Genomic DNA, 24,041 nt, shown 5'->3' on the forward strand with positions numbered 1-24,041 from the left:
ACGGAGAAAAGCCCCGTGGAAGATTCCACGGGGCTTCCTGCACTGTCACGGCAGAACTGTCGCGGCAGAAAACTGCCTGAGCCGGTGACTAGTTGCCGGCGAGCTTCTCGCGCAGAGCAGCGAGCTGCTCGTCGGAGGCGAGGGAACCTGCGTCGGACGCGGGCTTCTCAGCGACTGCCTCCGCACCTTCGGAGCTGGAGGAGGAGTATCCGGACTCGCCGGCCTCGGCAGCTTCCGCAGCCTGGGCACGGTGGCGCTCGATCTGGGCGGTGTGCAGCTTGTGCCTGCGCTCGGACTCGGCGTAGCGGGCCTCCCAGGCCTCGCGCTGGGCGTCGAAGCCTTCCATCCACTCGTTGGTCTCCGGGTCGAAGCCCTCCGGGAAGATGTAGTTGCCCTGCTCATCGTAGGAGTCGGCCATACCGTACTTGGACGGGTCGAACTCTTCGGAGTAGTCCTCGTCAGCCTGCTTGAGGGACAGGGAGATGCGGCGACGCTCGAGGTCGATGTCGATGACCTTGACCATGAGGTCCTGACCGACGGTGACGATCTGGTCGGGGACGTCGATGTGACGCTCGGCCAGCTCGGAGATGTGGACCAGGCCCTCGATGCCCTCTTCGACGCGGACGAAAGCGCCGAACGGGACGAGCTTGGTGACCTTGCCCGGGACGATCTGACCGATCGCGTGGGTCCGGGCGAAGACGCGCCACGGATCCTCCTGGGTGGCCTTCAGGGACAGGGACACGCGCTCGCGGTCGAGGTCGACGTCGAGAACCTCGACAGTGACCTCGTCGCCGACGGCGACAACCTCGGACGGGTGGTCGATGTGCTTCCAGGACAGCTCGGAGACGTGGACGAGTCCGTCGACACCGCCGAGATCGACGAAGGCGCCGAAGTTGACGATGGAGGAGACGACGCCCTTGCGGACCTGCCCCTTCTGCAGCTGGTGCAGGAACTCGGAACGGACCTCGGACTGGGTCTGCTCGAGCCATGCACGGCGAGACAGGACAACGTTGTTGCGCTGCTTGTCCAGCTCGATGATCTTCGCCTCGAGCTCCTGGCCGATGTAGGGCTGCAGGTCGCGGACCCGGCGCATCTCGACGAGGGAGGCGGGCAGGAAGCCACGCAGACCGATGTCGAGGATGAGGCCGCCCTTGACAACCTCGATGACGGTACCGGTGACCGGCTCGTCCTTCTCCTTGAGCTCCTCGATGGTGCCCCAGGCGCGCTCGTACTGGGCACGCTTCTTGGAGAGGATCAGACGTCCGTCCTTGTCCTCCTTGGTGAGGACGAGAGCGTCGACCTCATCGCCGACCTCGACAACCTCCCCCGGATCGACGTCGTGCTTGATGGACAGCTCACGGGAGGGGATGACGCCCTCCGTCTTGTAGCCGATGTCCAGGAGAACCTCGTCATGGTCGACCTTGACGACGGTACCTTCGACGATGTCACCGTCGTTGAAGTACTTGATGGTCGAGTCGACGGCGGCGAGGAAATCCTCAGCGGTGCCGATGTCATTGATGGCAACCTGAGGAACGTTGTTGGTGGGCATAGGTGAAGGTGCTCCGAAACGGATAGTTATCGTTGTGGACAGGACTCCGCCGGTTCCACCGCACCGCGATCCCGGCTGTTCCCAGCTGCTCACACGGTCGCACGACTTCCCCGACGTGGCTTCGCGACCCCGGTGAGCTCAATGAACAGACCCATCGAACTCAAAAGGCGCTTAACGGTCAATACCGTACACTGTGCCCCGCTAGCAGTGCAAACACTTCCCCGGAGTACTCCGCGGTGGACGCCGGACGGACCCCGGTACAGCCACTGTTCCCGCCTGCACCACCGGGCCCTGCACCGTCACTTTCCACAGGGGTCCTCCCCGTCCCCGCCACCTGCGCGGCGGATCCCCCCGCCGTGAGACCGGCCGGGCGTCCTCCCGCCATGACACCCCCGCCCCCGAAGCCCAGAATCGCCTCTTTCCCGCCCCGGCAGGGCCCGACCACCGCCCCTGTCTCTAATCCACACCGAGGTGGTTATAAAAGACAGCACGTAACCGAGGTGGGAGAGCAGCTGTGCAGCGGAATTCATCACCCCCGCCGGGTTCGCCGTGCCGAGCCCCGCGATATCCGGTGCCGAACCGTGCGCCGCCTGCGCCATGGCGTGACGGTCCCCGGCGTTGACACTGCCCGCCGTGCCCAACGACCCGCCGAGAGCGGCCGTGAGGTCGGACAGAATGTCCCCGAACATGTTCTCGGCCACGATGGTACGGTGCCGCCCTGGATGGCTGACCAGTTCAGCGCACAGGGCGTCGATGTGCACGGGGCGGATCTCGACCCCGGTGGCCGCCGACACCCTCTCCGCCTCCTCCAGGTACATCCCGGACGTTCGGGCCAGCACATTGGACTTGTGCGCCACCGTGAGGACGCCACCGCGCCCCTGTGCCACCTTCGCCGCATACCCGGTGATCCGCCGAATCTTCTCCCTGGTGAACACCCCGACCGCCAGTGCGACGTCCCTCGTCACCCGCAGGTCGCCTGAACCGGTGACCATGTTCCGGTCCGCGTACATCCCCTCGGTGTTCTCCCGGACGACGACCACATCCAGGTCCGGGGCCGGTGCACCCGGCAGTGCCAGGACCGGGCGGACATTGGCCCAGAGATCGGCGGCCGACCGCAGAGCGGCCGAGGGATTGAGCTGCTCCCTGGCCTCCGGAGGATAGGACGCGTTGTCGTGGGGTCCGAGGACCCACCCGTCGAGCCCGGCGTCCTCCCCGGAGCCCAGGACAGTGGCGAGCGTGGCGTCCGGAACCACCTGCCCCGTCGCGGCGAAAGCCGCGGCTCCGAGCTCCAGGCGGGTCCAGGTGACCGTCACCCCGGACGGCTCCAGCGCCAGCTCCACCGCCCTACGGGTCGGAGGGGTGATCTCCGGGCCGATCCCCTCCCCGTCCCAGTAGCCGAGCACCACGTGCCCGCCACTGTGACTGTCCGGCCGAGGGGCGGTGGTCGTCGACGGTTGTGCCATGCGGCCATCCTAGCGACCCGGCCAGTGACCCGGTCAGTGCCCCGCGGCGTCCCAGGTCTCCCCCTCACCGGTGGAGACGTCAAGAGGGACGTTCAGTTCAGCCGCCGCGTCCATCTGCTCACCCAGGATTTCGGTGACCACGTCTTTCTCCCCGTCGGCGACCTCCACGACCAGTTCGTCGTGGACCTGGAGCAGCACTCTCGACGCCAGGTCACGGCGGGTGAACTCCCGGTCCACCCGGAGCATCGCCCGCTTGATGATGTCGGCCGCCGTCCCCTGGATAGGGGCGTTGAGGGCGGCCCTCCCCGCAGCCTCGGCAGCGACACGGTTACTCGAGTTCAGCTCCGGAAGATAACGACGCCTCCCGTACAGGGTCTCCGTGTACCCGGTCTCGCGGGCACGGGCCACCACCTCGTCCAGGTAGCGCTTCACCCCGCCGAAGCGTTCGAAGTAGTTCTCCGTGATCTGCTTCGCCTCACCCGCCGAAATCCTCAGCTGCTGGGAGAGTCCGTACGGGGACAGCCCGTAGACCAGCCCGTAGCTCATCGCCTTCACCCTGCGCCGGAGTTCCGGGGTGACCTGGTCGACGGGGACGTCGAAGACCCGCGAACCCACGTAGTTGTGCAGGTCCTCCCCGTTACGGTAGGCCTCGGTGAGGCCCGGGTCCCCCGACAGGTGCGCCATCACCCTCATCTCGATCTGCGAGTAGTCGGCGGTGACCAGGGTCTCGTAGCCGCTGCCCACCCGGAACGCCTCACGGATCCGCCGTCCCGCCCCGGTGCGCACCGGAATGTTCTGGAGGTTCGGGTCCGAGGACGACAGTCGCCCGGTGGCCGCACCCCGCTGGTTGAAGGTGGTGTGGATCCGGCCGTCGTCGGCGACAGACTCGATGAGCCCGTCAATCGTCGACTTCATCTTCTGGTACTCACGGTGGGCCATCAGGTGCCCGAGGAACGGGTGGGGGTGGGACGCCGCGAGTTTCTCCAGCTCACCGGCGGCGGTGGAGAACCCTGTCTTCGTCTTCTTCGTCGTCGGCAGGCCCAGCTGCTCGAAGAGCACCCTCTGCAGCTGCTTCGGGCTGGACAGATTCAGCTCCGGGTCACCGGCGATCCGGCGTGCCGCAGCGACCTCGGTGGCGATCTTCCCCTCGTAGTCCCCGGCCAACGCGGTCAGCTCCGCCCGGTCCACCGCGATCCCGGTGGCCTCCATCCTCGCCAGGACAGTGGAGAGCGGAACCTCGAGGTCGAGGTAGAGCTCCATGGCACCGATGTCCGCCAGTTCAGGGGTCAGTGCGACGACAAGCTCCGTGACCGCCTGTGCACGCGACGGGCCCGGGGCGTCGGCGGGGAGTTCATGACCGACATGACGCTGGACCACGTCGGCGAGATCACCGGTCCTCAGGTCCGGCCGCAGCAGGTAGGCGGCAAGGGCGGTGTCATGCTCCACCCCGTCCAGCCGGAGCCCGGAGCCGTTGAGCTTGTGCCACTCGGTCTTGGCGTCGTGGACCCACTTCGGTGCGCCCCGGTCAGCAAGCCAGTCGCGCAACGTGGCCTCGTCCGCAGGGTCCTGGTCGGACAGGTCGATGTCGACCACATGCACCGCGGCGTCCTCCCCCGGCACGGGGTCGAGCAGGGCGATCCGGTCGGCGCGTCCACCATAGGGGGTGCCCAGGCCGGTGACGACCACGGCGAGCGGCCTGTTCACCGTGGCGTCCCCTGCCGGCCGGTCCACCTTCCAGGCGGTGTGGGCCGCGAGCCATTTCGCGAGTTTCCCGTTCCCGGGTGCATCGAGGGTGAGTTCCGTGGTCCCCCCGTCCTCGAACTCCACGCCGAAAGTGCGGAACGCCCTGTTGCGCAGGGTCGTGCCGAACTGCAACGCCTCGAACACCGCCAACGCGGCGGCCGGGTCCGGGTTGCCGGGGACGAGCGCATCGAGAGAACCCTCCTCGCCGAGGTCGAGGTCGCGGACCATCTCGGTGATGTTGCGCGCCAGCAGCACATCGTCGAGATGGTCGCGCAGAGCCTGGCCCACCTTTCCGCCGATCTCGTCGATGTGTTCGACCACGCCGTCGAGACTGCCGTAGGTCGTGATCCACTTCTGCGCGGTCTTCGGCCCCACCCCGGGAACGCCGGGCATGTTGTCGGAGGTGTCTCCGCGCAGCGCGGCCAGGTCCGGGTACTGCGCGGGGGTGACCCCGTACTTCTCGAGAACCCGGCCGGGGGTGAACCGGTCCAGCTCGGACACTCCCCTGAGCGTGTACAGGACAGTCACGTCATCTGAGACGAGCTGGAAACTGTCCCGGTCCCCGGTGCACACCAGCACCCGCATCCCCGCCTCCCTGCCCCGGGTGGCCAGGGTCGCGATGATGTCGTCAGCCTCGTAGGACTCCTTCGACAGGGTGGTGACACCGAGAGCCTGCAGCGTACGCCGGATGAGCTCCACCTGGCCGTGGAACTCGGGCGGGGTCGAGGGACGCTGCGCCTTGTAGGCGGGGAACTGTTCCGAGCGGAACGTCGGTCCGGCCAGGTCGAAGGCCGCCGCAACATGGGTCGGCTTCTCCGTCTCGACAAGCCCCAGAAGCATACCGAGGAACCCGTAGACGGCATTGGTGTGCTGTCCACCGGTCGTGGAGAAGTTCTGGACGGGCAGGGCGTAGAAGGCACGGAAAGCCAGGGAGTGTCCGTCGAGGAGAAGAAGGGTGGACTGCCCGGCAGTCGCCTTGTCGGTACTGTCACTCCGGGTCTTCGGGGGCGCGACGTCGGTCATGGGGCCTTCCTGCGGGAACGGGTTCTGGGGAAATGTCGTCGGGGGTTGTCGTCGGGGCAGATGTGCCGGCATCCGGGTCGGCCTGGACCGGCATGTGCCCGGACACGGGGCGGCGAAACAGCTCACCGAGTGTACTGCGGGCTATCCTAGTCGCCATGACAGATCAGACCCCGAGGCCTGTGGGAGCATTCCGCCCTGACGGCGCTGACACCCGGGACAGCATGTCCCCGCGCCGCCGGTCCGAGGACACGCGCCGTGAGATTCTCATCGCCGCACGCCGGGTGTTCTCCGAACGCCCGTACTCAGAGGTCTCCCTCAAGGAGATCGCCGCCGAAGTGGGTGTCAGCGCACCGCTGATCATCAAGTACTTCCGCACCAAGGAGAACCTGTTCGAGTCCCAGCTGGACTTCTCGGCCGCGGCGGCGCGTATCGAGGAGGTCCCCTTTTCCGACCTTGGGGTCTATCTGACCCGCCTGGCCGTGACCTCGGCACCGGACTCCCCCAACTCGATCGTCCACCGCCTGGCGGATTCCGGAGGCAACAGGCACATCGTGGACGCCATCGGCCGCGCCTACCGCGAGCAGGTCGTGGACTGGCTGGTGAAGAAGATCGCCGAGGAGTCCCCGGAGAACGGGAACGATTCCACAGAGGACTCCATGGACGCCGAGACCCGCGCCGAAGCCGCCATGTCAATGCTGGCGGGACTGTCCCTGATGCGCAGGCTCGTCACCGAGGACTTCTTCGTCTCTGAGCGGGTGGAGACATTCATCAGCTACTACGGCTCCCTGATCCAGGGGGCCCTGGACGGGCGCCCCGGTCAGGTGCAGTAGTATCGTCCACCGACAGCCGGGGGTGCGAGAGCCCGCCGCTGAAACCGCCCCAGTAGCCCAATTGGCAGAGGCAACGGATTCAAAACCCGTCCAGTGTGAGTTCGAGTCTCACCTGGGGCACCAGAGAAAGGGCACCAGAGAAGCAGCGATGATGCGGGTACCGGTCCGGTACCACATCGCGGCGGCGAGAACGGGCCCTGTGAACCCCTGGATCACTCCCACTCATTCCTGAGACATCAGGCGCGCCACATGATCAGTTCTTATATGGTACCAATGGGAGAATGAGGCCGGCTCAGCATTCCACCGACGGGGGCACTGCGCCAATGCCTGCGGCTGAGCAGCCCCTCCCCCGGGATGTGGACACGTTCAGGCGATCAGTCACCCGTTATTTCAAGAACTACTGGTGTTTCAAAGGATTTGCATCGCGTGAAGAGTTCTGGTGGGTACAGCTGTATCTGCTCATGGTATCGTCGGCTTTGACGATGGTCGGAGTTCTCGCAGGAGAGTCAGTTTCAAATGTACTCAGCAAATTCTGTTTCGCCGCATTCATAGTTCCTTCCCTTTCCCTGAGTTGGCGTCGTCTGCACGATGCAGGGTTCGCAGGTCCCTGGTTCCTCATCAATGCCGTCCCCTTCGTCGGCTGGCTTGTCTTTATCGTGATGACACTCTTACCGACCGACAGGACAAAGCAGAAGAAGAAATGGAGCGAGCCTGCCGATATCTGAGGTGCACGGAAATGGCCCGGATCGGGACAGCTGCATCGCGCGAACTGTACAAGGACCACAGAAATTCCTGCGGCTGTGCGACATCAGCTGGCAGTCGGCGAATCAGGACTGTCACCCGTGACCTTGCCTCGTCCGTTTTCCCGACCTCCCGCCTCACTCGTGCTGGTTCCGGGAAGTGTGATCTGACCAGCAGGGACAGTAGGCATACTCACCGCTGCCGTCCATTCGTCCTGAATTCCGTTCCAGACAGTGTGCAACAACTGGCTGCCCGGCCCCTGCTGAAAAGTGAATGTGCCGGCCTCGCTGCCCATCCTGTCACCTACCGCGGACAACGCGAGAATCATCGCCTGCATGGAGTCGACACCTCCGGAAACCATCTCAACTTCCCCGCTGTCGAGACCGTGTATCGACCACCGGACGAACCAGTCCTGCCCGTCACTGTACGGGGCCCACACACGGATCCGCACCGCTCCGCCGTTTTCCCGCTGGAGAGTACGGGACACCACCGGCACCTCCGCCGCGGTCATCTTACGGTCCGACAATCTGCCGGGCAGGTGGCGCGGTCTGCAGCCACCGCACCGGGGGACACCACCATATTTCCTGCCAGAGACGCTGCCATTCCACTTTCCGCCTCACACATCGTCGAGTTGGCCGCCAATATACCTCACCGAAACTGGACAGGCAGAACCGCAGACCGGCGTGACACCTGACAGATCGCGTCGCCGGACACGATGACGACCGGGGCATCGGAGGGTAGACACGGGGTCAACCGTCCCGCAGGTCTTCCTGCCCGACAACTGGACGGGGACGACCTCACAGGAACAGCTGTACGGATCAGCCTTCCACCAGTTTCCCACGAAGATCGTTCAGCTCACTGTCGGAAAGCCCCAACCCGTCGGTGATGTAGGAGTCAAATGAACCGTATTTCTCGTTGACCTCGTCCAGACCCGCCTGGAGATATGAACTCTGGACCCCCAGCAGTGGCTTCATGGTGTCGGCCGCAGTCTGACCGTTCTTCTCCACCATGGCGTCATAGTATTTCCCTATACGGTCCTTCGTATAGTCATTGGTGAGAAGGTAGTTGTTCATCACGTCACTGTCCGATACACCGGCAGCTTTCAGCAGTACTGCCGAAATCCATCCCGTGCGGTCTTTACCGGCTCTTCGCGGTTCGGAGTGCGTAGATAGCTGAAGGGCGGGACGCGGGGTGGTACAACATACAGAGGCCCTGGCCGGTACAAGATGAGAGTTGCGAAGCTTCCATCTGACCGAACCAGGACCCTACCGTGCACCCTACTGGCAACCTCGTCGCCGACACCATCTGCCGCACCGCAGAACTCGGTCTGACGATCACCGATGCCGCCGACGCCGGCACCCTCACCATCATCAACGCCGAGCCGGTGGACGTAGCCGACACCTGCCCGGACTGCGCGATGCCTGGGGTGAAGCGGGACCACATCCGACGTCGACTCGTCGACCTACCGGTCGTGGGGTTCCCCACCCGCCTGAACGTCCGGGTACCCCGCTTCACATGCACCAACCCCACCTGCAGCAGGAAGATCTTCCAGACCTCACTGGCCTGCGCTGACGACGGGGCGAAACTCACCCACCGGGTGACCCGCTGGATCCTCCAACGCCTCGCCATCGACCGTATGAGCGTGGCCGCCACGGCGAAGGCTCTCGGAATCGGCTGGGAGTTGGTCAATACCGTCGCCGTCACCGCGGCCCGGAGCATGGTCTACGCTGACCCCTCCCACCTGGCTGGGGTCCGGGTCCTCGGCGTCGATGAGCACGTCTGGAAACACACCCGCCGACCCGGCGAGCCGTCTTCGATGGTCACCGTGCTGGTGGACCTGACCCCGCTGACCGACGGGGCAGGCCCGGCACGTCTGATCGACATGCGCCCGGGGCGGTCCGCAGACGTCCTGAAAACCTGGCTGGGTGAGCGGGACCCGGACTTCCGGGCCGGGGTGCAGGTCGTGACGATGGACGGGTTCACCGGCTACGCCACCGCCGTCGACCACTCTCTCCCTGCGGCGCGCAAAGTCATGGACCCGTTCCACGTCGTCCACCTGGCTGCAGAGAAGCTCAGCGGGTGTCGGCAACGCCTGCAGCGAGAAACCACCGGACGTCGGGGGCAGAAAGACGATCCGCTGTACAAGCACCGCCGGGCGCTGCTGACCAGGACCGATTTCCTCACCGACCGGCAGCGCCAGCGCCTGGATCGGCTGTGGGACACCGACGATGACTACGTCGCGTTGCAGGTGACCTGGGAGTTCTACCAGGACCTGGTCAGTGCCTATGGTCAGCCGGACAGAGCGCGGGGCAAGAAGTTGATGGGCAGGGTGATCGGCACCCTGCGCAAGGGCCTACCGACGGGGCTGGAGGAGCTGGCGCAACTCGGCCGGACCCTGTGGCGCCGACGGCACGACATCCTGGCGTACTTCGATATCGGCGCATCCAACGGTCCGGTCGAGGCCATCAACGGCAGGCTGGAGCATCTACGCGGCATCGCCCTAGGGTTCAGGAACCTCGACCACTACATCTTGCGGTCGCTGATCCACTCCGGCCAGCTGCAGGACCGGATCAACGCACTCTAAATCGAGAAGAGCCTCTTTACCTGCACTGCAGTGCACGATCACCGACCCGGATGAATCGATCACGTCGCGCAGTGTCGCCGCAATCTGCTTGCGCAGACCGGAATCCGTGACCATTGATCTTTCAGTGTCCTCCATCATTCTTGTCGCACTTTCAGGGGTGGTCGATGCCGATACCGAGGGGTCGGTGGACTCGGTACCGAGAATGTTTCTGTTGATCCATTTGGCCCCGGGCACCGTCACGTCAGGCGATTCACGAATCTCGGAAGGAGTACGCAGGTCGATGATGGTGGATATATTCAGTGACTCTACAGTCTTCAGGTCTTTTTCGGACAAGGTGAGTACATTCGAACGGTAGACTACGCCCCGGGAAATATGTCGGCCATCCGCAGTTTCGTAACCGTCACCGTCACCTGCCACATCTCGGAAATTATCAGCAGATTCTAGCCTGGGAGTTACCTGTACCGCATCGCGAATCTCTGTTACATCGGTTGATTTTGATTCTTCAGAGCTTGCCGCGGTGGTGGCAGCATGGGAATCATGGTTTTCAGAGCAGGCAGTTGTCGACAGAATAATCACTGAAGCAAGTGCAACTGTTCCGAGCGTGTACTTTTTCTCAATCACGAACTTACCCCGTATCCGGATAAAATGGACAGTGTTCATCCGCCGGATGAACATTGTCAGTACACGGCCGTATCCGGGAACTCTCCGTTTCCCGGCCCCGCCGAGCCGACCTGCACTCAGGCGGGTACGGGTAGACCGGCATGGCGGGCCAGGACCTTGCGCACCGCCTCGGCGGCGACCTTCTCCTGGATCCCCATGTCCAGCTCGGATGTGAATCCGACACAGGAGCAGTTGATCTCGCCGAGCACATAACTGTCAGATCCGTCGTCGGCGGTGTCCAGCATGAAGTCAGCCGACCACAGCAGGGGGACGTCACCGTGTCCGCTTCCCCCCGCGCCCAGCCGCTCCGCGATGAAAGGCATCGCTTCTCCGAACATTCCGACCAGTTCAGGCCATTCTCCGGGTGAGCCGTAGGTGTACCGGGCACCTGAGAACAGGGTCGCCGAGAAGTTCTCCCCGCCCTCAGCAGGCTTCTTGTGGACGACGAACACCGGTTCATCGCCGACCATGAGTATCCTGATCTCCCCCTCGACAATCCTCGGCATGAAGCGCATGTCGACGATCATCCCGTTGTCGCCGTGGATGTAGCTGTCGCAGAACCGCATGAACTCGTCGAGCCGTCTGATCTCGGTATGGTTGTCCGCAGCTTCAGTACACCGCAGCACAGTGTCCGCGGGCAGCGCGGTACCCGGGCGGGACGCCGCCGCCACCTCGTCATCGTCGACCCTGACCCGCCAGATTCCCGAGCCTGCGGAACCCCGGTTCTGCTTGAGCACACGCTCACCGAAGGACAGGGAAGTCGGGAAGGTCCGGTGGAAGGTGTCGGTGTCGTAGTACGCGGCCGTGTCCGGTGGAACCAGCGGCGTGCCGACAAGCCGGACCAGGGCGTCTTTCGCGCCGAAGGCGAGCATGTCCTGCGGGGTGGGCATACCCACGAGGCCGGCACCGGAGAGTCGCCCGAGCAGACGGAGATAGCCGGCTTCCCCGCCCGGAACAGTCCCCGGGTTCACCCGCGAAATATAGGCGTCGAAACTCCCGGAGACATGGGCGAACAGCTCCTCCTCCCATTCGGGACGGTAGTAGATGACCTCGCATCTCCATCCGAGGTCCCGGATCGACTGCACTATCGGCATCGTGTCTCTGCGGTGTCCGGTGAAGTCCTTGTCTCCCCCGCCCTCGGTCTCGAACACGGCGATGGCTCTGCGCAGTCGCGCACCGGCACGGTCATCCTGAATCACAGTGGTCATGGGGCTCACTCCTGACTTGTACGTGACTGTCTGTTCCGGGCGCCACGCCAGAGCTGCAGTAGTGCCACAGCAGTGCCGCAGCATTGCCGCAACGGTCGGGGCCCGGTGATGCGGAAGCTACGGGATGAAGGAAACACCGGGCCGACGCCCACATGAGGTCCCGGTGAATGCCACACACATGTTTCACAGCGGTTCCGCCCCTGCACCGGCCATGCGTTCACCCGGGCACAACCGGGCCGTGGTGTGACAGACAGGTAACTTCCCGTCCCCGTTGCGCGTGCACCCGTCCGGGCCGCATACGGCGTCCCCTAAGATCTTCCCCATGACATCCCCCACCCACCCTCCGAGAAGTCCGGCGGGGCGGAGGAGCGGCCGGCCAGTCCGGGCGGTCTTCGCCGCTGTCGTCGCTGTGGCGTCCGCGGTGGGGCTCACCGCCTGCGTGACAAACACGGAATCGGCGAATCCTGAAGGCTGGGTCTCCACCCTGCCCGCACCGGACCCCGCCCTCCGAGAGCTCCTCCCCGCCGGGTACCGGAACGGCGGCACCCTCACCGCAGGCACGAACCCCACGTTCCCGCCCAACCAGTTCAAGGCACCTGACGGCCGGATCATCGGCTTCGAGGTCGACCTCGTCAACGCCACCGCAGCCCTGCTCGGGCTGAAGGTGGAGTTCCGCCAGCAGGACTTCAACCTCATCCTCCCCTCGATCGACGGGGGTACCGTCGACATCGGCGCCTCCGGATTCTCGGACACCGAGGAACGGCAGAAGAGCTACGATTTCGTGGACTTCTACACCTCCGGCATTTCCTGGGCCACCACCCCCGGCAGGGAGGTTGACCCTCAGAACGCGTGCGGACTCACCGTGGCCGTGCAGAAAGGGACCTACTCCGACACCGATGACGTCCAGGTCAAGGCCGACGAATGTGCGGCCGCGGGAAAACCTGCACTGACCAAACTCGTCTACGAGTCCGCGAATGCGGCGTCCACCGCCACGGCGCTGGGACGGGCGGACGCCATGAGCTCCGACTCCGCCGTCACGGACTACGCCATCGGACGGTCGAAAGGGAAACTTGTCCCCGCCGGGGACGCCTTCGACACCACCCCGTTCGGATGGGCCTTCGGCAAGGGCTCGGACCTCGTCCCGGCCTTCGCCGCCGCACTCCAGAAACTCATAGACTCGGGCGAATACCGGAGGATCCTCACTCCGTGGGGGCTGACCGACGGCATGATCCAGACTGTCACGGTGAACACAGCTCCTCCGGAACGGTCCGCGGAAACCACGCCGACGCTCGGGGACGACGACAGCAGCACCGGGAACACCTCCGGCGCCGGACCGACGACCGACAGTGAAGACCAGTGAATGACCGTGAACGCCGGTGCACTCCGGGCAGAGCCGGTGCACCTCCCGCGAACAAGGAGACTGACCAGTGACCACCCCTGAAACCACCGCCGCCGGAACCCGGCCGGTCGACAACGACGTCGTTCCTCTGAAACATCCGGGACGGATCGTCGCCGCAGTCATCCTGCTGGCGCTCGCGGCCTGGTTCGTCATCGGTGCCCTGACGAACAGTGCCTACGGCTGGTCCACCTACCTGAAGTACCTGCTCGACAAGAGGATCGCGGAAGCCGCCCTGCACACGGTCGCACTGACCGTGCTCGCCATGGCCATCGGAATCGTTCTCGGGGCGGTGATGGCGGTCCTGAGGATGTCGCCCAACCCGGTGATGAGGGGATTCTCATGGTTCTACCTGTGGATATTCCGCGGGACACCGGTGTACGTCCAGCTGGTGTTCTGGGGACTCCTCGGAGCGATCTACAAGACGATCAACGTCGGTTTCGCCGAGATTGACCTGACGGACGCCCTGAAGAACTTCTTCGTCCTCGCCTTCGTGGGACTGGGTCTCAACGAGTCCGCATACATGGCAGAGATCGTCAGGGCAGGACTGCAGTCGGTTCCCGAAGGACAGACCGAGGCGTCCAAGGCCCTGGGCATGACGTGGTGGCAGACCATGCGCCGGACCGTCCTGCCCCAGGCGATGCGCATCATCATCCCCCCGACCGGCAATGAACTGATCAGCATGCTCAAGACCACTTCCCTGGTCATCGCGGTCCCCTACGCGGGCGAGATCTACGGCCGTTCCACAGACATCGCCTACGCGATGTTCGAACCGGTTCCGATGCTGCTGGTCGCTGCGACGTGGTACCTGGTGATCACCTCGGTGCTCATGGTCGGACAGCACTACCTGGAGAAGTACTACTCCCGGGGTTCCTCCCGGACCCTGACGAGCCGACAGCTGGCCGCCGTGACGGACGCCGAGGGGGTGCCTCCGGCGAATGTGAAGGTCGTGGGCCCCGGCACTCCCGGCACCACTGACATCGACAACAAGGAGAACCGCTGATGACCTCCGGAGACACACCGACGATGATCTCCTTCCGCAACGTGTGGAAGCGCTACGGCTCCCTCGACGTGCTCCGCGGGATCGACCTGGACGTCCCGACCGGCTCGGTCACCTGCCTCATCGGCCCTTCAGGCGGTGGAAAGTCCACCCTGCTTCGCTGCGTCAACCATCTCGAGAAGATCGACGCCGGCCGGATCGAGGTCGCAGGTGAACTCATCGGATACCGGGAGAAGGACGGCAGACTCCACGAGATCTCGGAGCGGGAGGCTGCCCGCCAGCGTGCCGATGTCGGCATGGTCTTCCAGCAGTTCAACCTGTTCCCCCACCGGACGGTCCTCGGCAACATCATCGAGGCCCCGGTGAAAGTCAAGGGTGAGTCCCGGGAGCAGGCCGAGGCCACCGCCCGTGACCTGCTGGACCAGGTGGGTCTGGCGGACAAGGCCGACGCCTGGCCGGTGCAGCTGTCAGGCGGTCAGCAGCAGCGGGTCGCCATCGCACGGGCTCTGGCGATGAAGCCGAAGCTGATGCTCTTCGACGAGCCGACCTCCGCACTGGATCCGGAACTGGTCGGCGAAGTACTCAGCGTGATGCGCCGGTTGGCCGATGAGGGGATGACGATGCTGGTCGTCACACATGAGATGGGTTTCGCACGTGAGGTAGCGGACCAGGTGGCGTTCATGGCCGACGGCCGGATCGTGGAACAGGGCCCGGGCAGGGAACTCATCTCCTCCCCGAAGGAGGAGCGCACCCGCACCTTCCTGTCCAGCATTCTGGACTGACGGGCCCCGCCCGGAGCTCAACGGGGGCTCAATGGGGGCTCACCCGGGTTTCACCCGGGGCGGGGTTCCGGGGGCAGGGTTCCGGGGGCAGGGTCCTCAGTTGCCGAACAGTCGTGAGAGGAAACTGCCGCCGGACTTCCGCGCCGCCTCTGCTGCTGCGGTTTCTTCTCCGGTATGGCTGCCGTCACACCACTGGCCGGCCGGCACTGTGGCCTTCACCGCCGCAATGTGCTGGCCGCACCCGGCCCAGGTGGTCTTGCCGCAGACCCGGCACTTCACTGCACGACACATGTTCACTCCTGTTCGGTAAACCTCCGATACCCTCCGGGGTATCTTCGCCCCTGACGATACCCCATGGGGTATGCAGACGCGCAAAAATAGCCCCGGACGATCCGACCACACCGTCCACAGGGACGGAAACGGCCGGATAACGCCCGGGGCAGACGTTCCCGAGATTCCTGCGCTGTCCCTTACGGACGCACGTCGACGTGCCAGGGCACCCGGGGCCTGCCCGGATCATCCAGGATCTGCTGGAAGAGCTGCTCCGCCGGCTGCTTCTCCCTTTCGGTGAGCACCTCTGACAGACGCATGGACAACCCGCTGATGCTGCCCTCGTACTTCTGCACGTCAAAGACGAACGCCGCGGGCTCCGGAGCCTCGGACGTGAGGTCGAGGAACCCGTAGTCCCTCCACACCCCTTCCAGACTGGGGTCGGCGGCGACATCGGTCCGGACCTCCAGGTCCGCGGTGAGCACGTCGGCGTTGGCGGCGAGCAGACGGCGGAACTCCTCGCCGATCTCCGAACGTTGTTCCGGGGTGGACAGGACGCTGAACACGATCTTTGGCATGCGGTCCAGTAAAGCACCGGTTGTTACACACATCCAGGGGCAGCTGACACATCCAGGGGTTACCCTTGACGTGTGATTGGTCACTCCCCGATGAACCCGGCACCCGTCCCCCCTCTCACCACCCTGCCCGACGGCACGATCAAGCAGGTGAACCCCTTTTCGGGGACCGAGGTCTGGACTGTTCCCGGCCGGGCACACCGTCCTGTCCCGGTACACGGGCCCGCCCCGTACGAGGTCACGGACGCCAACCGGGACACCGCCACCGACTTCGGCATCGGCAATATGCTGCGGACCACCCCGGAGAAGGCACGGCTGGTCATCGACGACAACGGCGAACCCCGGATCCTCCGCGGTCTCACCGTCTCCCGGCTGCATGACACCGACCCCCTGTTCCGGCGGGTGGCCAACCTCTACGAGATCCTCACCTACAACTACTGGGCCGTCAACTACGGGTACCGGATGGACGCCTCAGCCGCCCGTCACATGGCCGAGTACCTTGCCGAAGACGCCGGGGTCGACCATGTCGCCTCCCTGCTGCGCACGAAAATGGAACGGGCCGGCGTCCCCGCAGCACAGATCGACGAGGCCCTGGACGGGGACAACAGGTTCCGGACCGTGCAGGAGCAGGGCGCCTCACTGTTCGGCGGGGGCCACGACCTCATCCTCGCGCGGAACCACTTCATCCCCGGCGCCACCCGCAGTGACCAGTTGTGCGGCTCCGGGGAGCTGAGCTGGCAGGTGCACCGTCTCTACATCGCTTTCACCGTGGACGCCATGGACCGGCTCTACCGGGCCAACCCCTACGTCCGCTACGTCGCGGTCTTCCAGAATTGGCTCGCCCCCGCCGGAGCCAGTGTCGACCACCTCCACAAGCAGCTGGTGGCGATCGACGAACACGGCCTGCAGAATGAGACGGAGATCGCCCAGGTCAGGTCGAACCCCAACATGTACAACGAGTGGGCGGTGGACTATGCAGGCCACCACAACCTCATTTTCGCGGAGAACGACCACGCGGTCGCCTTCGCCGGATTCGGCCACCGCGGGCCGACCCTGGAGGTCTTCTCCCGGTCCGCGACCACCGAGCCCTGGCTGATGCGTGACGAGGAGCGTGACGCCGTCTCCGACCTCGTCCACGCCTGTCATGTCGCCGCCGGACCGGCCGTCCCCTCGAACGAGGAGTGGCTGCACCGGCCTCTGGACGTGGACGTGCCGATGCCGTGGCGCATCGTGATCAAGTGGAGGACGTCCACGCTCGCCGGTTTCGAGGGCGGAACCAAGATCTTCATCAACACCGTCTCGCCGAAGGACCTCAAGGAGCAGGTCCTGGCCTCACTGCTCACGGCAAGGGAGGAAGGACGCCTCGCCCCGGGCATCCGCCTCGGCAACGAGTGTGTGTTCCAGCGCAATTCACTGAAGTACAATCCGGCGATACAGTGAGGGGATGCGCAGGGACATGACCCGAGAAGCCGACATCGCCGAATTCATCGCCGCACCGGGCGTCGACCAGTCCTGGACGGACAGCTTCTACACCTGGATGCACGAACACCCGGAGCTGTCCGAACACGAGGAGCGGACCGCAGGACACATCCTGTCGCGGCTGGCACTGATGGACTGTGAAGTCACCCACGACATCGGTGGTCACGGCATCACCGCCGTGTGGCGGAACGGCGACGGCCCGACGGTGCTGTACCGCGCGGACTTCGACGCACTTCCCGTCACCGAGACCACGGGCGTGTCCTACGCCTCGAAGAACCCGGGGGTCATGCACGCCTGCGGCCATGACGTCCACACCACCGCACTGATGGCGGCCTGTGAGATCCTCGACAGCCGCCGGGACGTATGGTCGGGTACCTTCATCGCCCTGTTCCAGCCGGCCGAGGAGGTCACCCGGGGAGCCTCGGCGATGATCGCCGACGGGCTGGCGGAGAAGATCCCCGCCCCGGACGTCTGCCTGGGCGCCCACGTGTATCCGGGACCGTCGGGCACGGTGTACTCGGCCCCCGGCCCGGTGATGGCCGCCTGCGACACGATCACCGTGACCCTCCACGGGATCTCCGCCCACGCGTCCTCCCCCCACAACTCGGTCGACCCGACATTCCTGGCGGCGATGATCGTCGTCCGGCTCCAGGGCATCGTCGGCAGGGAGATCGCGGCGGAGGACTTCGGGGTCATCTCGGTCGGGACCCTGAGCTCAGGTCACACGAACAACACCATCCCGGACACCGCCACCCTGGTGCTCAACTGCCGCTTCTACGACACGAAAGTCCGGGACCGGACCTATGCCGCCGTCGAACGGGTCATCCGGGCCGAGTGCCTGGCCTCCGGAACCCCCGCTCCCGCGGACATCGTCTACTCCGCCCACGGAGAGCTCACCGACAATGACGCCGAGGTCCACAAGGTCGTCCGGCCGGTGCTCGACGAAGTGTTCGGGGAGGATTCCGCGGACGCCCCACGGTGGACAGCCTCGGAGGACTTCTCCGAGATTCCCCGGCACTTCGGCGTCCCCTACGAGTTCCTGCTCATCGGATGCACCGACCGGTCCGTGTGGGACGCCGCGGTGGAGGCCGACCGGGTCAACGAGGATGTTCCCACCAACCATTCGGGGAACTTCCTGCCGACGAAAGAGTCCGTGCGCACGGCCGCGGACGCCGCCACAGCCGCACTTCTGGCCTACCTCTGGGAGGAGTGAGCCGCGGAGCCAGCGGTGAGGAACTCCTCCCAGGCCGGCCACTGGCGCAGTGCGTCCGCCACGCCGTAGGACAGTGACCGCCGCAGTTCGGGAATGTTCCTGTTCGTCGAGCTCACCAGCGGCGAGGCGTCCCCCGGGAAAACCAGGACGGCGCGTCCCTCCGACTCCAGACGGTAGAGGCGCTCCATCGTCGCGTTGTAGCGCACGTGCCGGGTCAGCGTGGCCTCCGCCAGCGCCGGCCAGCGGCGCAGGACCGTCCGGGTGAGCCGGGGTCGTGACACCCCTTCCTTGACATAGCCCCGCGGGTGGGTGAGCACGGCGAAGAACCGTCCGAAACCGTCGGCCTCGGCAGCATCCAGCGGCACACCGCCGGAGGAGCCGAACGCCCCGTCCGCGTACGGCACCCCGTCGACGGTGGGGATCGGCATCGCCAGAGGAATGGAGGAGGACGCCCTGACCCGGAGCATCAGGGCGCCGACATCTTCCACGTCACGGCGTCCCCAGTAGACGCTCTCCCCGGTGTCCGCACGGGTCGCCCCGATGCGGAACGGAGTGTCACCGGACAGGACACGGTCCGCCTCGAACGGTCGCGGCAGGTTGAGGGCGGGAGCCTTCCCGTAGATGTACTCGGCGTTGAAGTAGCCGCGTCCCCTCAGAAGATGACTCCACCCGCCGAACTCCCGCTCTGCGGCGAAGTCGACGAAGTTGCTGCGCAGCCGGTCCCGCTCCCCGGAAAGGTAGCTGACCATGTGGCTGGCCCCGGCCGAGATCCCTCCCACCCAGCCGAACTCCACACCCCGGGCCATGAGCACGTCCACGACCCCCGCGGAGTACGCCGCGCGCATTCCCCCACCCTCGAGCAGCAGGGCAGTGTCACGGGCGGCGATCACGGTGACCTACTCCTCTGGAGCCACGGTGAGATCCTCGCCCAGCAGGTGGACGTGGATCATGTTGGTGTTTCCCCTGACCCCGGGAGGTGACCCGGCGGCGATGACCACCAGGTCGTCACGGCCGTAGTCGGGGTCCGCGAGCAGGAGACGGTCGACCTCCTGCATGATCTCGTCGGTCGTGTGCACCCTGCGGGTGAGGAAGGTCCGTGCACCCCAGGTCAGCGACAGCTGGTTGCGCACGTCCTCCGAAGGGGTGAAGACCAGCAGCGGCAGGCGGGAACGGAGACGGGCGATCCTGCGCGCCGTGTCACCCGAGGCGGTGAAGGCGATCAGTGCCCTGGCGTTGAGACGCTCGCCGACCTCCTTCGCGGCGAAACTGATCACACCGCGCTTCGTGCGGGGCAGGTGGCTCAGCGGGGGGACCTCCCCGTCCGTCTCGGCGGCGACGACAATCCGGGACATGGTCTGAACGGTCTGCACCGGGTACTTGCCGACCGAGGTCTCACCGGAGAGCATCACCGCATCGGCGCCGTCGAGGACGGCGTTGGCGACGTCGGATGCTTCGGCACGGGTCGGACGGGAATTCTCGATCATCGAGTCCAGCATCTGGGTCGCCACGATGACCGGTTTGGCGTTTTCACGGGCGATCTGGATCGCCCGCTTCTGCACCAGCGGTACCTCTTCCAGGGGAACCTCCACGCCGAGGTCACCGCGGGCGACCATCACCGCGTCGAAGGCCAGGATGATCGGTTCGAGGGCGTCGACGGCCTCAGGCTTCTCCAGCTTCGCGATGACCGGGACACGACGACCCTCCTCGTCCATGATCGCGTGGACCAGTTCGACGTCGGCCGGGGACCGGACGAAGGACAGGGCGATGACATCCGCCCCCATCTTCAGTGCGAAGCGCAGGTCGTCGATGTCCTTCTCGGACAGGGCGGGCACGGAGATGTCCATACCGGGCAGGGAGACGCCCTTGTTGTTGGACACCGGACCGCCCTCGACAACCTCACAGATCACGTCGTTACCTTCGACGGCCTTGCACACGAGACCGACCTTGCCGTCGTCGACGAGGAGCCGGTCCCCCGGGCGGGCGTCGCGTGCCAGTTCACGGTAGGTGGTGGAGACCCTGTCGTGGGTACCGGGGACGTCGTCGACGGTGATACGCACCTCTTCACCGTCAGCCCAGTAGGTCTTACCGTCGATGAACCTGCCCAGGCGGATCTTAGGCCCCTGAAGGTCGGCGAGAACGCCGACCGGTTTCCCCGCGGCAGCGGACGCTTCCCGGACCCATTCGTAGTTCTGCTGGTGGTCCGCATGCTCCCCGTGGGAGAAGTTGAGCCGGGCGACATTCATCCCGGCGTCGACGAGCTCCCGGATCTTCTCCCGGGAGGCTACGGCGGGGCCGAGGGTGCATACGATCTTGGTGCGTCTACTCACGGTTCCCGAGGATAGACCTGCATCCGGGACGCCGCTACCGCGGGGCCGGTCACCGGCCCGCAGCGCGGGGACCGTCCGGAGACTGAGGTCCCGCAACCCCGGACCCGTCGGAATCTTCCGCCGGGTCCCGGCCTTCACCTGCGGTTTCCTCCGCATCCACCGGCTGTCCATCCCCGGATGTACCGGATGTACCGGCAACCTGCTCCGGCGTCTCCCTGGTGCGGTGGCGGGTGGCGACGAACAGGACCGCCGCGCACACGAAGACCACCGCGGAGGTCACCGAGTTGATCCTCACGTCCCCGAACACAGTCGTCGCCTCATCGGTCCTCAGCAGCTCGATGAAGAACCGACCGAAAGTGTATCCGGCGACGTACAGCATGAACACGCGTCCACCACCGAGGCGGAACCTGCGGTCCGCCCAGACGAGCAGTACGACGACGAGCAGGTTCCACAGCAGTTCATAGAGGAAGGTCGGTTGGACGAGCTTCTCCACCACGCCGGTGGAGATTCCGTCCATGTTGTCTGTCTGACCGCTGGAGTTCACCCTCCGGTAGATCTCCAGCGCCCAGGGAGCGTCGGAGGGACCACCGTAGAGTTCCTGGTTGAACCAGTTGCCGAGTCGTCCCACCGCCTGGGCGAGGAGAATGGGAGGGGCCACGGCATCAGCGAACGGTGCCAGGGGCAGCTTCTTGTACCGCAGCACCGCCCAGACCGCCAGACCGCCGAACAGGACCGCACCCCAGATGCCCAGACCACCGTTGGTGATGTTCAGGGCGTCTGTCCACTGCCTGCCCTCCCCGAAGTAGCGGTCATGGTCGGTGATGACGTGGTAGACCCTGCCGCCGACGATGCCGGCGGGCACCGCAGCGATCGCACAGTCGATGACGGTGTCTCCACTGCCACCGCGGGCGGTGTAGCGCCGGACGGTCCACCACACTGCGATGACGATCCCGGTGAGGATACACAGCGCATAGGCGCGCAAGGTCAGCGGCCCGAGGTGCCACACCCCGCGGGGCGGGGAAGGAATGGACGCCAGAACCATGGAACTCCCCGTCAACATCGCCCGCTACCTCCGGACACCGTCGTGGAGGTCGGAGGCCAGGTCCCGGAGCGCACCGGCTCCCCTGCCCGCCGCCGTGATCAGGGCGGAACCGACGATGACGCCGTCAGCGAAGTCGGCGATGGCGGCAGCCTGGTCTCCCGACTTCACCCCGAGCCCCACGGCGACCGGCAGGTCGGTGGCGGCGCGCACCCGGGCGACGACCTCGCGTGCATCGGAGGAGACGTCCTCCTGCGCACCGGTGACACCCATGTGCGACTGGGCGTAGATGAACCCGCCGCCGGCGTGCACGGTCATGTCGAGGCGCTCGGGGGTCGTCGACGGTGCGACGAGGTAGACGTTGTCGAGCCCGTTGGCCCGGCAGGCCTCGCTCCAGCGTGCGGACTCCTCCGGAAGCAGGTCCGGGATGATGGCCCCGAGGCCTCCTGCGGCGGCGAGCTCCCGGGCGAACTTCTCCGGACCGTACTGCAGGACGGGGTTCCAGTAGCTCATGATCACCGCGGCACTGCCCGCCGCGACGACGGCCTCAACAACCCGGAAAGTGTCACGGACCCGGAAACCGTTCCTCAACGCCTCGGTTCCGGCCGCCTGGATCGTCGGACCGTCCATCATCGGGTCACTGAAAGGGATACCCACCTCGACAAGATCGGCGTACCGGGCCAGTACTGTGACCAGCTCCACAGAGTCTTCGAGCGTCGGATAGCCGGCGGGCAGGTAGCCGACGAAGGCGGAACGCCCTTCGGCGACAGCAGCGGTGAAGATCTCGGACAGGGCGCTCATCGGTTCTCCTCGGAATCGGCGGGGTGCAGGTTGAACCAGGAAGCGGCCGTGTCGACGTCCTTGTCTCCCCGCCCGGAAATGTTCACGATGAACAGCGGCTGTCCGCCGTCAGCGGTTGTCCTGGTGCCGTCGGCGTATTCGGCGGCGGTCTTCACGGCGAGAGCAACTGCGTGGGACGACTCAATTGCCGGGATGATCCCCTCGGTCCGCGTGAGCAGCCGGAACGCCTCCATGGCTTCGGTGTCGGTCACCGGCCGGTACTCGGCCCGTCCGATATGGGCCAGATAGGAGTGCTCCGGGCCGACCCCCGGGTAGTCCAGCCCCGCCGAAATGGAGTGGGACTCGATGATCTGACCGTCCTCGTTCTCCATCAGCGCAGCGAAGGATCCCTGGAAGACCCCCTCGCGGCCCACGGTGATCGGTGCCGCATGACGGCCTGTCTCCACCCCGTCACCCCCCGCCTCCGCCCCGAGGAGGGCGACACCCTCATCGTCGATGAAGCGGTGGAACAGCCCGATGGCGTTCGACCCGCCGCCGACGCAGGCCAGCACCGCGTCAGGGAGCCTCCCCTCGGCGGCGAGGATCTGGCCGCGCGCCTCAACCCCGATGATCCTCTGCAGGTCACGGACCATCTCAGGGAACGGGTGCGGGCCAGCGGCGGTGCCGAAGGCGTAGTAGGTGTCGTCGGCGTGGGAGACCCAGAAGCGCATCGCCTCGTTGATGGCGTCCTTCAGGGTGGCGGAACCTGCGGTCACCTCGACAACCTCGGCACCGAGCAGACGCATCCGGGCGATGTTGAGGGCCTGCCGTTTCGCGTCGACCTCCCCCATGTAGATCCGGCAGTTCAGCCCCAGCAGCGCACACGCCGTGGCGGTGGCGACACCGTGCTGACCCGCGCCCGTCTCCGCGATGACGTTGGCCTTGCCCATCCGCTTGGCGAGGAGGACCTGTCCCAGCACATTGTTGATCTTGTGGGAGCCGGTGTGGTTGAGGTCCTCACGCTTGAAGTACACCTTCGCCCCGACCTTCTCCGAGAAGTTCGGGCCGTAGTACAGGGGCGACGGACGCCCGGTGTAGTTCCGGTGCAGGTCATCGAGGGTCTCCAGGAAGGAGGGGTCGACGCGGGCCTTACCCCAGGCGTCCTCGATCTCCGTGACGACGGCCATGAGGGCCTCGGGAATGTAGCGGCCTCCGTAGTCGCCCCAGTGGCCGAGCTCGTCGGCGTCGTGGGCGGTCGGGGTCGCAATGACCTCACCTGCCGTCGGGAGACCAAGAGGGTTCTTCGCGGAATCAGTACTCACGGGCTCCGACTGTACCCTGCGCCCTCCCGCCGTTCCTGCGACAGTCCGTCAAACGTA

At 65.6% G+C, this 24,041-nt stretch carries 21 protein-coding genes, 1 tRNA gene and 1 pseudogene; 9 read left to right on the top strand and 14 right to left on the bottom strand.

The genetic code is table 11. From position 1 onward, the window contains the following. Positions 1–88 precede the first annotated feature (88 nt). The 3 genes from rpsA to polA form a co-directional block, all read right to left on the bottom strand. Complete coding sequence (gene rpsA / locus BN3906_RS12110) at positions 89–1,549, bottom strand: 30S ribosomal protein S1 (RefSeq protein WP_066588808.1); 1,461 nt, start codon at positions 1,547–1,549, stop codon at positions 89–91. A 299-nt stretch (positions 1,550–1,848) separates the two neighbouring features. Beyond that, complete coding sequence (locus BN3906_RS12115) at positions 1,849–3,012, bottom strand: isocitrate/isopropylmalate family dehydrogenase (protein WP_078057420.1); 1,164 nt, start codon at positions 3,010–3,012, stop codon at positions 1,849–1,851. A gap of 33 nt (positions 3,013–3,045) precedes the next feature. Then, positions 3,046–5,778: a DNA polymerase I gene (polA, locus tag BN3906_RS12120; RefSeq protein WP_066588811.1), complete on the bottom strand. Its 2,733-nt coding sequence runs from the start codon at positions 5,776–5,778 to the stop codon at positions 3,046–3,048. A 155-nt stretch (positions 5,779–5,933) separates the two neighbouring features. Between polA and BN3906_RS12125 the strand changes: the two genes are divergently transcribed. The 3 genes from BN3906_RS12125 (at position 5,934) to BN3906_RS14265 (ending at position 7,333) form a co-directional block, all read left to right on the top strand. After that, positions 5,934–6,608 (top strand): TetR/AcrR family transcriptional regulator, encoded by a 675-nt coding sequence (locus BN3906_RS12125; protein WP_261797008.1) that lies wholly within the window; start codon positions 5,934–5,936, stop codon positions 6,606–6,608. A 46-nt stretch (positions 6,609–6,654) separates the two neighbouring features. Then, positions 6,655–6,731: transfer RNA gene (locus BN3906_RS12130), tRNA-Leu, on the top strand. Between the two features lie 200 nt (positions 6,732–6,931). Next, a complete protein-coding gene (locus BN3906_RS14265) occupies positions 6,932–7,333 on the top strand; it encodes a DUF805 domain-containing protein (RefSeq protein ID WP_187119933.1) in 402 nt (133 codons plus the stop codon). An 83-nt stretch (positions 7,334–7,416) separates the two neighbouring features. Here BN3906_RS14265 and BN3906_RS15535 read toward each other — a convergent pair whose 3' ends face one another. Beyond that, positions 7,417–7,860: a DUF6968 family protein gene (locus BN3906_RS15535; RefSeq protein WP_066588814.1), complete on the bottom strand. Its 444-nt coding sequence runs from the start codon at positions 7,858–7,860 to the stop codon at positions 7,417–7,419. 307 nt (positions 7,861–8,167) lie between these two features. Continuing rightward, a pseudogene (locus tag BN3906_RS12140) lies at positions 8,168–8,482 on the bottom strand (tyrosine-protein phosphatase); the annotation flags it as partial. Between the two features lie 137 nt (positions 8,483–8,619). On the opposite strand from BN3906_RS12140, the gene BN3906_RS12145 reads away from it, so the two are divergent. Then, the gene (locus BN3906_RS12145; protein ID WP_025253818.1) at positions 8,620–9,933 is read left to right on the top strand and encodes an ISL3 family transposase; all 1,314 of its coding nucleotides are present in this window, start codon (positions 8,620–8,622) and stop codon (positions 9,931–9,933) included. Here BN3906_RS12145 and BN3906_RS14270 read toward each other — a convergent pair. After that, positions 9,850–10,554, bottom strand: coding sequence for a tyrosine-protein phosphatase (locus BN3906_RS14270; RefSeq protein ID WP_187119934.1), 705 nt, complete (start codon positions 10,552–10,554; stop codon positions 9,850–9,852). The genes BN3906_RS12145 and BN3906_RS14270 overlap by 84 nt on opposite strands. Before the next feature lie 116 nt (positions 10,555–10,670). Then, positions 10,671–11,801, bottom strand: coding sequence for a Cj0069 family protein (locus tag BN3906_RS12150; RefSeq protein WP_390620349.1), 1,131 nt, complete (start codon positions 11,799–11,801; stop codon positions 10,671–10,673). Between the two features lie 322 nt (positions 11,802–12,123). On the opposite strand from BN3906_RS12150, the gene BN3906_RS12155 reads away from it, so the two are divergent. The 3 genes from BN3906_RS12155 to ehuA all read left to right on the top strand — a co-directional run bounded on the left by BN3906_RS12155 (position 12,124) and on the right by ehuA (position 14,979). Further along, positions 12,124–13,161 carry an ABC transporter substrate-binding protein gene (locus BN3906_RS12155; RefSeq protein WP_078057424.1) on the top strand — a complete coding sequence of 346 codons (1,038 nt, stop codon included), beginning with the start codon at positions 12,124–12,126 and terminating at the stop codon, positions 13,159–13,161. Positions 13,162–13,228: 67 nt separating this feature from the next. After that, positions 13,229–14,200, top strand: a complete 972-nt coding sequence (locus tag BN3906_RS12160; RefSeq protein WP_066588820.1) for an amino acid ABC transporter permease — start codon at positions 13,229–13,231, stop codon at positions 14,198–14,200. Further along, on the top strand, positions 14,200–14,979 hold the full coding sequence (ehuA, locus tag BN3906_RS12165; protein WP_066588823.1) for an ectoine/hydroxyectoine ABC transporter ATP-binding protein EhuA: 780 nt from the start codon (positions 14,200–14,202) through the stop codon (positions 14,977–14,979). Before BN3906_RS12160 ends, ehuA begins: the two co-directional genes overlap by 1 nt. Positions 14,980–15,075: 96 nt before the next feature. Here the strand turns inward: ehuA and BN3906_RS12170 are convergent, their stop codons facing one another. Together BN3906_RS12170 and BN3906_RS12175 are read right to left on the bottom strand one after the other, a co-directional pair. Beyond that, on the bottom strand, positions 15,076–15,270 hold the full coding sequence (locus BN3906_RS12170; protein ID WP_066588826.1) for a DUF8730 family Cys-rich protein: 195 nt from the start codon (positions 15,268–15,270) through the stop codon (positions 15,076–15,078). A 179-nt stretch (positions 15,271–15,449) separates the two neighbouring features. Then, positions 15,450–15,827: a hypothetical protein gene (locus BN3906_RS12175; RefSeq protein ID WP_066588831.1), complete on the bottom strand. Its 378-nt coding sequence runs from the start codon at positions 15,825–15,827 to the stop codon at positions 15,450–15,452. A gap of 72 nt (positions 15,828–15,899) precedes the next feature. Between BN3906_RS12175 and BN3906_RS12180 the strand changes: the two genes are divergently transcribed. Both BN3906_RS12180 and BN3906_RS12185 read left to right on the top strand, forming a co-directional pair. Next, entirely contained in the window at positions 15,900–17,264 is a 1,365-nt protein-coding gene (locus tag BN3906_RS12180; protein WP_066588833.1) for a DUF4921 family protein, read from the top strand. A gap of 16 nt (positions 17,265–17,280) precedes the next feature. Then, positions 17,281–18,516: an amidohydrolase gene (locus BN3906_RS12185; protein WP_066589954.1), complete on the top strand. Its 1,236-nt coding sequence runs from the start codon at positions 17,281–17,283 to the stop codon at positions 18,514–18,516. Here the strand turns inward: BN3906_RS12185 and BN3906_RS12190 are convergent. From BN3906_RS12190 to trpB, 5 genes are read right to left on the bottom strand one after another with little or no spacing between them, the layout of a single operon-like run. Continuing rightward, positions 18,498–19,406 (bottom strand): patatin-like phospholipase family protein, encoded by a 909-nt coding sequence (locus BN3906_RS12190; protein ID WP_066588836.1) that lies wholly within the window; start codon positions 19,404–19,406, stop codon positions 18,498–18,500. The genes BN3906_RS12185 and BN3906_RS12190 overlap by 19 nt on opposite strands. A gap of 6 nt (positions 19,407–19,412) precedes the next feature. Continuing rightward, the gene (gene pyk / locus BN3906_RS12195) at positions 19,413–20,843 is read right to left on the bottom strand and encodes a pyruvate kinase (RefSeq protein ID WP_066589952.1); all 1,431 of its coding nucleotides are present in this window, start codon (positions 20,841–20,843) and stop codon (positions 19,413–19,415) included. 49 nt (positions 20,844–20,892) lie between these two features. After that, positions 20,893–21,885 carry a prolipoprotein diacylglyceryl transferase gene (gene lgt, locus BN3906_RS12200; protein ID WP_078057425.1) on the bottom strand — a complete coding sequence of 331 codons (993 nt, stop codon included), beginning with the start codon at positions 21,883–21,885 and terminating at the stop codon, positions 20,893–20,895. A 24-nt stretch (positions 21,886–21,909) separates the two neighbouring features. Beyond that, a complete protein-coding gene (trpA, locus tag BN3906_RS12205; RefSeq protein WP_066588841.1) occupies positions 21,910–22,683 on the bottom strand; it encodes a tryptophan synthase subunit alpha in 774 nt (257 codons plus the stop codon). Beyond that, positions 22,680–23,984, bottom strand: coding sequence for a tryptophan synthase subunit beta (gene trpB / locus BN3906_RS12210; protein ID WP_066588844.1), 1,305 nt, complete (start codon positions 23,982–23,984; stop codon positions 22,680–22,682). The genes trpA and trpB overlap by 4 nt, the downstream gene beginning before the upstream one ends. Between the last annotated feature and the right edge of the window lie 57 nt (positions 23,985–24,041).

Source organism: Corynebacterium provencense, assembly GCA_900049755.1.
Taxonomy (GTDB): Bacteria; Actinomycetota; Actinomycetes; order Mycobacteriales; family Mycobacteriaceae; genus Corynebacterium; species Corynebacterium neomassiliense.